Genomic DNA, 12,604 nt, shown 5'->3' with positions numbered 1-12,604 from the left:
AATCAGTGTAATGATTATAGTACAAGTAGTAAAGTTGTCAGATTTCAACTTTATTATTTGTTGTCGTTTTTTGTTCGCCTTCCTGAATTACTTTATCAATAACAAACAAAGGTCGGTTTCGAACTTGGTTGTATATTCTTAAAACATATTCACCTATCAACCCGAGAGAAATCATTTGAACACCACTGAATAAAATAATGGCTAATATTGTAGCCGTAAACCCTTGTGGAACATCGTTATAAGCAAATTTTCGATAAATATTATAAACAAAATACAGTAATGAAAAGGCTACGGTAAAAAATCCAAGTCGCGTTATAATTTTTACCGGAAAATCGCTGAAGTTAAAAATTCCATTAAAAGCCAATTCAAATAATTTTCCCCAACTGTATTTGGTTTCGCCGGCTTGACGTTCGTCACGATCGTATTCATAACCAATTTGTTTGAAACCAACCCATGCTCTCATTCCTCTTAAATACCTGCTTTGTTCGGGCATAGAATTAATATTATCAACGACTCTTTTGCTTAACATTGAAAAATCACCGCTATCTATAGGTATATTAAAATTGGAAATCTTTTTTTGAAGGCGATAATATAAAGAGTAAGCCATTTTTTTTAGGAACCCTTCTTTTCTATTTTTTCTAATGGCATAAATGACATCGTAACCATCCGATAATAATTTATAAAATTCATGAACCAACTCGGGCGGATCTTGTAAATCACCATCAATTATCATTGCTCCTTTTTTTCCTCTAACAAAATTAAGTCCAGCGCTAACAGCCAATTGATGACCATGATTTCTTGATAACAAAACTCCGGTAAACCGTTTGTCTTTCTCACAAATTTGCTCAATTAAAATGTCGGTTTTATCACTACTCCCATCGTTTACTAAAATAACTTCACATGTAAAACTCGTGGTGTTTATAACAGAAGTTAGTCTTTGAATTAATTGATCAAAAACAGCTTCTTCGTTATAAAGTGGCACTATTATAGAAACATCTATGCTCATTGTCTAATCTATTTTAAACTTTCCTCCCAATTTTTTATTTCAATTCCAAAAACTCGTTTAATCTTGCTTTTGTCTAAAACGCTGTAGCAAGGCCTTTGGGCTGGTGTTGGATAACTCGTTGTGGGAATAGCTTGTAAATTTAGGTTTATATTGTTGATTTCGAATATTTTTTTGGCAAAATCATACCATGAGCATTGCCCTTCGTTGGAAAAATGATAAATTCCGAAGTTGTCGGTTGTCGGTTGTCGGTTATTGGTTTGTATAATTTTAAGCAAGCATTCTGCTAAATCTAGAGCGTGAGTTGGAGTGCCGATTTGATCATTGACTACAGATATTGAATCTCTTTCTGAGGCCAATCGGAGCATGGTTTTCATAAAATTAGCTCCAAATTGAGAGTACACCCACGATGTTCTAATGATGAAGTAATTATCAAGTGTATTTTGAATGGCTTTTTCACCGTCTAATTTGGTTTGACCATAAACGCCCGTTGGATTGGGTTGATCTTCTTCGGTGTACGGTGTTTTTTTAGTTCCATCAAAGACAAAATCAGTTGAAATGTGTAGTAAAATACAATTGGTTTTTTTACAAACATCAGCAATATTCTTTGCTCCAACTGCATTAATCAAATGCGCTTTTTCGGGTTCACTTTCGGCTTTATCAACGGCCGTGTAAGCTGCTGCATTGATGCAATAGTTGGGTTTGAATTGTTGAAAGACTTGTGTAACGTTGTTAAAATTGGTTATGTCCAAAGTAGAGGAATCGCAAAAAACAAAATCAATTTGCTGTTCCTGTTCGCCAAAATGGCTCGAGTCAGAGTAATTTTTTGCAATAAATTGCAGTGATTGTCCCAATTGTCCGTTGGCTCCTGTGACTAAAACTACCATACTTTTTTTGATTGTTGTAAGTTGGGAAGTTGCTCGTCTTTCTCAGAAATAATCAACTTATTCAGTTCAAATTGCCAATCAATATTTAGCGTCGGATCATTGAATATGATTCCGCCTTCACTTTCTTTATTATAAAAATTATCGCATTTATAAAAGAAAGTTGCCGTTTCACTTAGTACTAAAAACCCGTGAGCAAAACCTCTGGGAACAAAAAACTGCTTTTGGTTTTCTCCTGAGAGTAAAATCGACTCGTATTGACCAAAGGTTGGTGAGTCAGGACGAATATCAACCGCTACATCCAAAACTTCTCCTTGAAGCACTCGAACCAGCTTGGCTTGAGCATGTTCACCTGTTTGATAATGAAGACCTCGTAGTACACCTCTTGATGAAAACGATTGGTTGTCTTGAACAAAATGAACGTTTTGACCAGTCCCTTTTTGAAACGTTTGTTCGTTAAAACTTTCCATAAAATAACCGCGTTGGTCTTTTATGATTTTGGGTTCAAGTATAAAACATCCTTTGAGTTGGGTCTCTATAAAATTCATATTCAATGGCAATTTCAAAAATCAATGGCAATAACAATGTCAAAATCTAAGGTTGATAGTATCTTTATTGGTCTAACAAACTCATTAAATGAACACCGTAACCGCTCTTTAATAATGGAGTTGCTAATTCTTTAAGTTGTTCGGAATTAATGAATCCCATTCGGTAAGCTGCTTCTTCAATGGCGCCAATTTTTAATCCTTGGCGTTCTTCAATTACTTGAACAAATTGTCCGGCTTGCATCAAAGACTGAAACGTTCCTGTGTCTAGCCAAGCTGTACCGCGATCTAAAATACTTACTTTGAGTTTTCCTCTTTTTAAATATTCTTTGTTGATATCGGTAATTTCCAATTCACCTCGGTGACTGGGTTGAATATTAGCCGCTACTTCTACCACTGAATTATCGTAAAAATAAACTCCAGGAACAGCATAATTTGATTTTGGATGCGTTGGTTTCTCTTCTATCGACAACACATTACCGTTGGCATCAAAATCAACAACACCATAACGTTCTGGATCATGAACGTGATAAGCATATATAATCCCGCCATTAGGATTGTTGTTGGCTTGTAGCAATTCAGCCAAACCAGTTCCGTAGAAAATGTTATCTCCTAAAATCAGTGCCACTTTATCGCTTCCGATGAAATCTTTACCTATAATAAAGGCTTCTGCTAAACCATTTGGGTGTTCCTGAACTGCGTATTCAAATCGACAACCAAACTTTTTACCATCGCCTAAAAGTTGTTGAAAAAGAGGTAAATCGTGTGGCGTTGAAATAATCAGAATTTCGTTGATTCCCGCCCACATTAGTGTAGATAAGGGATAGTAAATCATCGGCTTGTCGTAAATAGGCATTAGTTGCTTACTTACTGCTAATGTTAATGGATGTAATCGGGTTCCAGAACCACCTGCTAAAATAATTCCTTTCATTTTAATTCTGGTTTATTGCTTTTTGTTTTTTGTAAAACACTATAATAGATCTAAAAAACAAATAAATAAATATGAATAAAAAGGGTAAAACTAGCTTCATTTTTCCGTTAATACTTTCAGTATTTTCAATATTCAGTGCGCTACTGTTGTCTTTAATAATTTTATCTAAGCTAACTAGACTAACTCGAAGGTCTCCTTGTTCTTGTACCATCTCATCTTTAGTTTTAATTACATCGTTAAGTTGTGTGTTTTCGTTGTAATAAACCAATTTGTCGTTTTTACCGCTATTGTTAACCGTATTTGAAAACTCATTTAAGACTGCGTCGATTTGAGAAATTATTGAGTCATTTGAAACCATTTTTTCTTTGATATTATTCATATACTCCTTCTGAAGTTTTCTGTAGAAATCTGTATCGTTCAAAAACTCTAGAATTGGTTTAACCGTAGAATCATCACTTGTTGATTCACTTGTTGTAAAAGAAACTTTATGATATACGTAGTTTTTACTCGTTGTGTTTTCCTCAAGTATCTTTTTTATGTCTCCATCCTCAGCCATCAATTTTAATAATTCAAAATTTTTGTCGCTGTTATTAACAAATCTATAGACATCTGTTACAGGATTGATTTCTATTCTTTTTAATGAGTTAGGGTTTTTTATACCTATTGACTTTAGAAAATTTTCATCTCTCTCTTTTACTTTTGATTTTAATAGTTGAACTTTTGAATATAAATAGTCCGTACTACCAAAATTAGGAGTTACAATAATTTCATGGTCGTAGGCTTTCTGAGTTTTATCCATATAAAAGCCTAAACCAACTCCTAGAACAAACAATATTCCTAAAAGAATACTATTTTTAATAACAAATCGAATTCCGCTGTATAAAAAGTACTTAAAAGAGGTTATTGTATTACCTATCGACCTCGATATTTGCGACAAGTCAATTTCTTGATTATCCGTGTTGTTTTGAGAATTTGTACTCATAAGAATAAACTATTTTACGTTAAAAATTTGTTCTAGTATTTTTATTGTGATTAAATACGTTGGTTTTACTCCGGTTGTTCCTAATCCGCCTGAAGCCAGAGTGCTTCCTGTTTCTAATGGATTATCTGAAGCATAATACGCGTACCTCACTTTTACTTCTGGATTAATGCTCTTTCTAATTCTCGAGGCTGATTGAATTGCTTTTTGGTAATACGCGCCTTCCATTTCTAATCCGATGGCTTCCCAAGTCGATTCGTGGAAAAACTTCAACAAATCCCTGTTTTGCAACGATGTTCCTAACACTGTAATCATTGGTCCGGCGTATACCGGAATGTCATTTCCTTCAAACATTTCGGCAGTCAACTCATTTTCAAATGGATAATTATCGGCCGTTCCTTCGTTGACGTGTGCATTTGGAATCATAATATCGCCTTTTCCTCCTTCTAGAATTCCGGCTTTACCCATAATCGAAACCGATTCTACATTGAGAAAATACTTGGTTTTTTCAAATTTGTACGGTTTTAACAACTCGTCAATGGTTTCAAAAGCTTGTTCTCCAAAAGCATAATCCATTACAATCAAAACAGGCGATTGCTTGCCTACTTTTGCTTTCGGAAATGCCGATTTTGCCCAATCAATTTTAGCAGTATCAAAAATCTGAACGTCGATATTGGTTCCCGATTGATCCGGTAACGAAATCATTCCGTGTTTCAAAGCAAATTCTTCTACTTTATCTCTAACATCATTCGCTCCTGATTTACTCAATTCTTCATAAATGTAAAAATCGGATTTATCTTTGAATTTCGTTTTTAAAACATGAGTAGCAAAAAGCGAGTTCATCACGCTGTGCATGTTCGCACTAATGATGTGAATGGGTCGCTGTAATAAATCGTTGTTTTTAAGAACTTCTTTGATGTTATTGGCCCAGATTTCTCCGTGAATGTGATGTCCTAATCGCTCGCGTAATATTGGACTAAACGTAATTGTACGCTTATTGTTGTCCATTACTTCTTCGATAGCGATTTTTCCCAACCAATAAACTACGTGTAAAAAACGATCGGGTTTTTCTGCGGTTCCGAATGAATCGTAAATGTCTAAAACCTCAACAAAAGTTCTTCCCAAAATATTGGCGGCGTGAGAAATGGCTTTTTCTTTTTCAACCTGAGATAATTTTTTCGGTTGAAGTGCAGCGATTTCTAATTTTTGCCAATCCCTGGATATCTTTCCTTCTTCATCAATCAAAACACGATCTTTAATTTTGTGCGATTCGATGAAAATAAAGGTGAGATGCGTTAAAATATCGTAAATATCTGAGCGTCCGCGGGTGATTTCCACATTCATTTGCTCGTCGTCTATGCGGTAGCAATTTCTTCTTCTTTTTGGTGGAACAATTGCTTTGAAGTGCGATTTTGAATAGCCTTCATCGGATGTAAGGTTGATGTAACGGCATTCTTCAATTCCGACCGGAAGTCGTTCAATCACATACAACAATCCGTTCAATTCTACTTTTTCTTCGGCGATGCTGCCGTAAATTTCTGGTCGAAGCTCTAATAATGCTTCTCTTAAAGTTTCTCCTGAAACACCCATCGGTTTGTAGAAACCTCTGTTAAATAAATGCCTCATGGTAATGTACAATCGTTCGATAGCTGCCGACGATTCTTGCGCTCTTGAGCGCGAAATGTTTTTAATTTCCTTCATTAAATTTTGTTTTCTAACCCGCAAAGATACTATTTTTCCGCTTTAGTTGGTCAGAGTGAGTTGTATTGATGGTTCGTAAATCTTTTTTTTGTACTCTGAGCTGGCATCCGAATTTATAATTTGTTTGTTCCATTTTCCGCCAGAAAAAGTGAATAATTGCTCTCTTTCAACATAATTATAAAGCATATAAGGATAATACGTTACTGAAATACTTGGTGAATTGGTGTTTTTATCAAATACCGTTTTTTCAAATCGATTGCTTTCAATTAGTAGTTTTTCAAAGCCAACAAAAATGCCGTTTTTAGGCATAGTCAAATTGTATTTGGTGACATCGATGGTATGAATTCGAGTGCCTTTTTTTATTTTAACAATCAAGTCTTTTGAGAGTAATTCTTTATCAGGAAAACCATCAGCATTCACCGAATAAAAGTGAATTTTTACTGTGGCTTCGTCAATTCGGCAATCGGTATAAACAGACACATTTTTGATGTATTTTGTTTTTTTATACGATGGATCATAAGGGAAAAACTTTGTGTCGATTTTGGGTCCATTATCAAACGCCTGACATACCGTATTTTCGGTTTTTCCTATCTGAATTTCTTTAGTTTGAATTCGATTCGAAATTAATACTTCCTCTAATTGATAATTGGTAGGTTGCAAGACAACTTCTTTGGCTTTAGAGGCCGAAATGGTTTTCTTTTCATAACCAATAGCAGAAAAAACCAAATTTTTACCTTTTTCTGAATCAGGAAAAACAAAAGTTCCATCTTCTTCCGAAGTGGTGGCGCGGTTTTCATTTTCTACCCAAATGTTCACAAACGGGATGGGTTGTTTGGTAAGACTGTCTTTTACAACACCTTTTATTTGGGCAAATGTTGAAATGGAAACTAGAAGTAAAAGAGTGGCAAGTACTTTCATTTTTGTATGTATACCTAACCGGTTTTAAAAACCTATTAGGAAAGTTGATCGGCAATTTTTCTATCGTTGGATAATCGTGGTAATTTGTTTTGTCCTCCTAATTTTCCTATTGATTTCATGTAATCTTGAAAACCATTTTTTCTGACTATAGTGATGACTAACGTTCGCAATACATTACCCACAATCAAATCATCGTAATACACGTTTTGTTGGCGCATGGCGTTGTCTATTTGTAAAGCAAACTCTTCCCTATTTTCGGGTTCGTTTTCAAATTCGATGAACCATTCGTGATAGGGTAAACCTTCGCTTGGCGTAATTTGTGGGGCAACCGTAAATTCATTGACGCGAACATTGGTGTTTTCCATCGCTTGTTGCAATGCAGTTTCAACTTCTTTCCCTATGACGTGCTCACCAAAAGCCGAAATGTAATGTTTGATTCTTCCTGAAACAATAACACGATATGGTTTTAAACAAGTAAACTGAATGGTATCACCAATATTGTATGCCCAAAGCCCAGCATTGGATGACAAAATCAACACATAATTCACGTTCATTTCGACTTCACCAATGGTATATCTTTTGGGATTTTCGGTGAAAAATTCGTCGGCTTTGACAAACTCATAAAAAATTCCGGAGTTCAGTAACAGCAGCATGCCTTTTTCTTTTTGAGAATCTTGGTACGCAAAAAACCCTTCTGATGCTGGGAAAAGTTCAATCGAATCGACTTTTCGTCCGATTAAATTTTCAAATTTGGCGCGGTACGGTTCGTAATTCACACCACCATAAATGAATAAATTGAAGTTTTTGAACAACTCTCCTACTGGCTTATTTGCTTTTTGCTGTAATTTTTCAAAATACATTTGCACCCAAGACGGAATTCCGGAAATGACCGACATGTTTTGGTTGTAGGTTTCTTCTACAATCGCATCCACTTTGGTTTCCCAATCTTCAATGCAATTGGTTTCCCAACTAGGCATGCGGTTTTTTTGCAAGTATTTCGGAACAAAATGCGCTACAATTCCAGACAGTCTTCCTAGTTTGATGCCGTTTTTTTCTTCCAAAATCGGACTTCCTTGTAGAAATATCATCTTTCCATCTACAAAATCGGCATTTCCTGTTTCGTGAATGTAACTCAAAATAGCATTGCGCGCTGCTTGTATGTGAAACGGCATCGATGCTGCGGTAAGCGGAATGTATTTGGCTCCTGAAGTCGTTCCCGATGTTTTTGCAAAATAGATGGGTTTTCCCTTCCAGAGAATATTTTCTTCGCCTTTCACTACTCGATCCACATACGGTTTGAGCTCTTCGTAATCACGAATGGGAACATTTTGAGCAAAATCGGAAAAGGATTTTATGGAATCAAAATTGTGGTCTTTTCCAAACTGCGTTTCTTTCGCTTGACGAATCAAATCGGCAAACACTTTTTGTTGCGTTTCGACTGGATGGGAACTCCACTGAAGCGTTTTTTTGTGAATTCGGGCAGCGAATAACTTGGCAGCAAACGATTTTATCGACATAGATTACGATTTTGGAAATTGTTTTTTTAGGGCTTTTTCAGTCAGGTAAAACATCCCAACAATATGAACAATCAATGCAGTAAAACCAATTACAACCTGTTGACTTTGACTTAAAGAAAATAACAAGCCTAAACCACTAACCGCTAAAAGAAAAACACTTCCTTGTATCATTTTGATGGCGGAGTATTTTTGCGCAAAATCCCATCTTTCTTGACTTTCCATTGAAGTGCTTGTTCGGTAACCGTATATGTAATTGATTTTTTTAGGCGGAAAAAAGTAAAAGATAATCCCTATAATTGAAAAGATAACCCCTAAAACTAAGGGCATTTCAATAACTGACAATTCAACATTGGAAGGCATATTATTTGTTTTTCTTAGTTTTTAATGCTTTTTCTTCCTCTTCTACTTTCTTGCGAATTTCAAGTTCTTCTTCGGATGGTTCTAAGGTTTTTGGGTCTACCTCAATCACTTCAGAAGCCATAATGGAATCTTTGTTGACTTTTTGGTATTCTAAATCTCCGTTCAAGACTTTGACCACCGATTGTAAATAGGCTTCGTTCTTTTTTAATGCTGTAGAAAGTGAGTCGGATTTTAGTGCTAATTCGGTGGCTTCTCTTCTCAATTTAGATGATGAATAACCCGGAATGTATTCTCGTAACGGTGTAAAAGCGATGATAAAAGTGGTCACCGTGATGATGATGATGGCGCCCAAAGTAGCCACAACAAATACATTCATCAAGGTCAGACGCAAAGAAAAAATTTCTTCAAACGAGTCTTCATTAAGCACCACCAAACGGTTTTTGGTGAACAGGTGTTTTTTTATTTTTTTCCGTTTATGACCCTTTTCTGCCATGATTCTGATTTATACCACAAATATACTAAAATAAGTAGTTTTGAAGCGGTGCTGCTGATTTTAACGAAGTTTAACTATAAATAGTTGACCAAAAATGAAATTGGTACTTATTTCTTTTTACCTTTGTCACTATTAATATTAATTCGCGTAAGCATAAAATTTATATATCATGGGAAGAATGGGTCCAACCGAATGGATAGTAATCTTGATCGTAGTTTTATTACTTTTTGGAGGTAAAAAAATTCCAGAATTAATGAAAGGACTTGGAGCTGGCGTTAAAGAATTCAAAGACGCCTCTAAAACCGAGAACCAAGCTAATTCTAAAAAAGAGGAAGAAACTAAATAGTTTTTTATTCAAAAAATAAATCGAATCCCAAACATCATTAACTGATGTTTGGGATTTCTTTTTTAAAAGAATATACTTTTTTGTAATAAAAAACGTTCAAGTGAGACTAATACCATTTTCCAATCCGTTCAATCTTTTTTTTAAAAATTTATGCCTAAAAGTACTTTTTCAATCTTTTTCTTTTTGTTTTTTTATTACGGCTTTTCTCAAGAAACAACTGTTTCTGGCACACTATCTGACGAAGATCAAAAACCCGTTCACAATGCAGTAGTAGCGCTATTAACCGTAAAAGACTCGATCTTATATAAATTTACTCGCTCAGATAAAGAAGGAAAATTTGAGTTTAAAAATGTAAAAAAAAGTAACCTTATTTTAATGACTTCTCATTATCAATATGCTGATTATGTTGACGATATAACTATTGAAGGCAACTCAAAAAGTCTAGGAACATTAAAATTAATAAGCAAAAGCAAACTTCTTAAAGAAGTTATAATAAAAACAGGTTCCATACGAATAAAAGGCGATACAACTAGTTATAGAGCTAGCGATTTTAAAGTAGATGCGAATGCTAATGTGGAAGAGTTATTGAAAAAACTACCCGGAATTCAAGTTGATAAAAACGGCGAGATAAAAGCTATGGGTGAAACGGTTAAAAAGGTTTTAGTTGATGGTGAAGAGTTTTTTGGTGATGATCCGGGAATGGCTACTAAAAATCTTCGTGCCGATGCTGTAAAAGAAGTTCAGGTTTTTAATAAAAAAAGCGATCAAGCTGAATTTACAGGTATTGATGACGGAAATACAGAAAAAACGATAAATCTGAAGCTCAAAGAAGATAAAAAGAAAGGCTTTTTTGGTAAGATGGATGCCGCTAATGGACCTTCAACAGAACTTGATTCGAGATACAATACCAATTTAATGCTGAGTTCTTTTAAAGGAAAAAGGAAAATTTCGGGCTATTTACTCAACGGAAATACGGGTCAAGATGGATTGAATTGGGAAGATAGTGAACAATTTGGTGGTGGAAACGACAATTTCTCCATGAATATGGATGACGATGGAAATGTCAATTATGAATGGGTAGGCGGCGATAATGATGATGAACCTTATGTTGATACTCAAAATGGTTTTATAAAAAACACCAATTTAGGGCTACAATACACCAACAAGTGGAACGACAAACAAAGTTTAAATGTAAGTCCAAAATTTAACAATCAAATTTACACCAATACTAAAAGAAGAACCAATAAAACCCAGATTGGTGACAGTCAACTTAATCAAAATGAAAATAGTGTTAGTGATATAAAAAGGAATAATTTTAAATTAAATATTGTTGATGAAATAAAAATAGACAGCATGAATACGATAAAAATTGGCACAAAAACTAATTTTTATACTACTGATAGTGATGATTTTAGTGATGGAATTACTACCGATGAAAATGGTGTCTTAAAAAACAAAAGTCAAGTCAACAAAAATTCAAATTTTGATAAACAAGCCTTATCTGCGACTATTTTATTCAAACACAAGTTTAAAAAAATGCGACGTACTTTTTCTGCTAATTTATCTTGGAATAGGCTAAATAATGATTCCAATTCCATTTTAATTTCTAATAATGAAAGTTATACTGGTGGAAATTTATCGGATGTAATTAATATAAACCAAAATAAAATTGGCAAAAGAACTACGTATAACAACTCGCTAAATCTAACGTACACAGAACCATTAAGTAAAAAAATTGCGCTTCAAGTAGGCTATGAAATTAATTACAACATTGGTAAAAACAAATTGACAACCTTTGATTTTTCTAGCTTAAATAATCAATATGATATAATCGTAAGTGATTTATCCAACCAATTTAAACAAACGATTAGTGTTCATAAACCCAACTTGAAAATTAGTTACAACTCCAAAAAAATAAATTTTAGCTTTGGAAGTGGTTTGGGTATCACTACGTTTGATTTATTGGATCAATCGGCAAATAAACAGTATGATCGTAATTTTACCAATATTTTCCCATCGGCCAATTTCTCCTATAAATATAAAAGCAATTCTAGTTTATCAATTCGATATAATGGTTCTACAAGACAACCCACAATAGATCAATTGCAACCCTTAACAAACAATCAAGATTTTTTTAATCAAAGATTAGGTAATCCCGATTTAAAACAATCATTCAGCAACAATATTAGCTTTTCTCAAAACACTTACAATATGTTGACAGAAGTTTATTTTTATCAAAGCATTAATTTTAGAACTACTTCAAATTTAATCATATACAACAGAGATATCAACCTAGAAGACGCTAAAACAATATTAAAACCGATTAATACTAACGGAAATTTTTCCATTAATTTTTACAGTGGTTGTGGTTTTAAAATTAAAAAATTCGATTTAAACTTAAATATAAGTCCTAGCCTAAATTACAGTAAATTTCCGGTTAGTATAAACTCTAAGCTAGACTATTCTAAAAATTTAAACTCCGGTTTTTCAATTTATCTGTCAAAAGAAAAAGAAAAAAAATATTCCTTTTCCATCAATAATCAATTTTCATACACACGCAACAACACGACATTAAATAACGAAGTAAGATCTTTTAATACCAATAATTTAGGTTGTGATATCGGTGTCTTTTTTAGTAAAAACTGGAAAGTTTCTACCGATTACACTTTATTCACTCGTCAAAAAACAGATGATTTTCAAACTAATTTGACCAATCAATTGTGGAACGCCAGACTACAACGCGTTTTTAAAAACGATGAATTTACAGCGTACTTTTTAGTTCGTGATATTTTAAATCAAAATATTGGGATTGAACGTTTTAATAGTCAAAACACGATAGGTGAAGAACAAAACGATCGATTGAAAAGGTATTTTATGCTTGGTTTAACTTGGAATTTTAAAAATAAAAATGAAACAAAACCCTAATT

Annotated in this window: 12 protein-coding genes; 2 read left to right on the top strand and 10 right to left on the bottom strand. The window is 34.0% G+C overall.

Annotated elements, in window-relative coordinates:
- Nucleotides 1-37 precede the first annotated feature (37 nt).
- The 10 genes from VK161_RS02360 to VK161_RS02315 all read right to left on the bottom strand — a co-directional run bounded on the left by VK161_RS02360 (nucleotide 38) and on the right by VK161_RS02315 (nucleotide 9,331).
- Nucleotides 38-1,006, bottom strand: coding sequence for a glycosyltransferase family 2 protein (locus VK161_RS02360; RefSeq protein ID WP_324213149.1), 969 nt, complete (start codon nucleotides 1,004-1,006; stop codon nucleotides 38-40).
- A gap of 8 nt (nucleotides 1,007-1,014) precedes the next feature.
- Nucleotides 1,015-1,890 carry a dTDP-4-dehydrorhamnose reductase gene (gene rfbD, locus VK161_RS02355; RefSeq protein WP_324213148.1) on the bottom strand — a complete coding sequence of 292 codons (876 nt, stop codon included), beginning with the start codon at nucleotides 1,888-1,890 and terminating at the stop codon, nucleotides 1,015-1,017.
- Nucleotides 1,884-2,435 (bottom strand): dTDP-4-dehydrorhamnose 3,5-epimerase, encoded by a 552-nt coding sequence (rfbC, locus tag VK161_RS02350; RefSeq protein ID WP_324213147.1) that lies wholly within the window; start codon nucleotides 2,433-2,435, stop codon nucleotides 1,884-1,886. The genes rfbD and rfbC overlap by 7 nt, the downstream gene beginning before the upstream one ends.
- A gap of 64 nt (nucleotides 2,436-2,499) precedes the next feature.
- A complete protein-coding gene (gene rfbA, locus VK161_RS02345; protein WP_324213146.1) occupies nucleotides 2,500-3,363 on the bottom strand; it encodes a glucose-1-phosphate thymidylyltransferase RfbA in 864 nt (287 codons plus the stop codon).
- A 1-nt stretch (nucleotide 3,364) separates the two neighbouring features.
- On the bottom strand, nucleotides 3,365-4,345 hold the full coding sequence (locus tag VK161_RS02340) for a hypothetical protein (RefSeq protein WP_324213145.1): 981 nt from the start codon (nucleotides 4,343-4,345) through the stop codon (nucleotides 3,365-3,367).
- Nucleotides 4,346-4,354: 9 nt separating this feature from the next.
- Nucleotides 4,355-6,043: a DUF6909 family protein gene (locus VK161_RS02335; RefSeq protein WP_324213144.1), complete on the bottom strand. Its 1,689-nt coding sequence runs from the start codon at nucleotides 6,041-6,043 to the stop codon at nucleotides 4,355-4,357.
- A gap of 42 nt (nucleotides 6,044-6,085) precedes the next feature.
- Complete coding sequence (locus VK161_RS02330) at nucleotides 6,086-6,961, bottom strand: carboxypeptidase-like regulatory domain-containing protein (protein WP_324213143.1); 876 nt, start codon at nucleotides 6,959-6,961, stop codon at nucleotides 6,086-6,088.
- Nucleotides 6,962-6,996: 35 nt separating this feature from the next.
- Entirely contained in the window at nucleotides 6,997-8,478 is a 1,482-nt protein-coding gene (locus VK161_RS02325; RefSeq protein ID WP_324213142.1) for a GH3 auxin-responsive promoter family protein, read from the bottom strand.
- Nucleotides 8,479-8,481: 3 nt separating this feature from the next.
- Nucleotides 8,482-8,838 (bottom strand): SdpI family protein, encoded by a 357-nt coding sequence (locus tag VK161_RS02320; protein WP_324213141.1) that lies wholly within the window; start codon nucleotides 8,836-8,838, stop codon nucleotides 8,482-8,484.
- 1 nt (nucleotide 8,839) lies between these two features.
- Nucleotides 8,840-9,331, bottom strand: a complete 492-nt coding sequence (locus VK161_RS02315) for a peptidase (RefSeq protein ID WP_324213140.1) — start codon at nucleotides 9,329-9,331, stop codon at nucleotides 8,840-8,842.
- A 169-nt stretch (nucleotides 9,332-9,500) separates the two neighbouring features.
- Here VK161_RS02315 and tatA point away from each other — a divergent pair, with 169 nt between their 5' ends.
- Together tatA and VK161_RS02305 are read left to right on the top strand one after the other, a co-directional pair.
- Nucleotides 9,501-9,677, top strand: a complete 177-nt coding sequence (gene tatA / locus VK161_RS02310; RefSeq protein WP_324213139.1) for a twin-arginine translocase TatA/TatE family subunit — start codon at nucleotides 9,501-9,503, stop codon at nucleotides 9,675-9,677.
- A gap of 150 nt (nucleotides 9,678-9,827) precedes the next feature.
- Nucleotides 9,828-12,602, top strand: coding sequence for a TonB-dependent receptor (locus tag VK161_RS02305; protein WP_324213138.1), 2,775 nt, complete (start codon nucleotides 9,828-9,830; stop codon nucleotides 12,600-12,602).
- Nucleotides 12,603-12,604: the final 2 nt, after the last annotated feature.

This window comes from Flavobacterium sp. (assembly GCF_035299245.1).
GTDB lineage: Bacteria > Bacteroidota > Bacteroidia > Flavobacteriales > Flavobacteriaceae > Flavobacterium.
Note: the sequence above shows the minus strand (reverse complement) of the source record. Positions and strands in the feature narration are given on the sequence as shown.

Coding starts and splice junctions, on each gene's coding strand:
- VK161_RS02360 (WP_324213149.1), bottom strand. CDS start 1,006: ATGAGCATAGATGTTTCTATAATAGTGCCACTTTATAACGAAGAAGCT.
- rfbD (WP_324213148.1), bottom strand. CDS start 1,890: ATGGTAGTTTTAGTCACAGGAGCCAACGGACAATTGGGACAATCACTG.
- rfbC (WP_324213147.1), bottom strand. CDS start 2,435: ATGAATTTTATAGAGACCCAACTCAAAGGATGTTTTATACTTGAACCC.
- rfbA (WP_324213146.1), bottom strand. CDS start 3,363: ATGAAAGGAATTATTTTAGCAGGTGGTTCTGGAACCCGATTACATCCA.
- VK161_RS02340 (WP_324213145.1), bottom strand. CDS start 4,345: ATGAGTACAAATTCTCAAAACAACACGGATAATCAAGAAATTGACTTG.
- VK161_RS02335 (WP_324213144.1), bottom strand. CDS start 6,043: ATGAAGGAAATTAAAAACATTTCGCGCTCAAGAGCGCAAGAATCGTCG.
- VK161_RS02330 (WP_324213143.1), bottom strand. CDS start 6,961: ATGAAAGTACTTGCCACTCTTTTACTTCTAGTTTCCATTTCAACATTT.
- VK161_RS02325 (WP_324213142.1), bottom strand. CDS start 8,478: ATGTCGATAAAATCGTTTGCTGCCAAGTTATTCGCTGCCCGAATTCAC.
- VK161_RS02320 (WP_324213141.1), bottom strand. CDS start 8,838: ATGCCTTCCAATGTTGAATTGTCAGTTATTGAAATGCCCTTAGTTTTA.
- VK161_RS02315 (WP_324213140.1), bottom strand. CDS start 9,331: ATGGCAGAAAAGGGTCATAAACGGAAAAAAATAAAAAAACACCTGTTC.
- tatA (WP_324213139.1), top strand. CDS start 9,501: ATGGGAAGAATGGGTCCAACCGAATGGATAGTAATCTTGATCGTAGTT.
- VK161_RS02305 (WP_324213138.1), top strand. CDS start 9,828: ATGCCTAAAAGTACTTTTTCAATCTTTTTCTTTTTGTTTTTTTATTAC.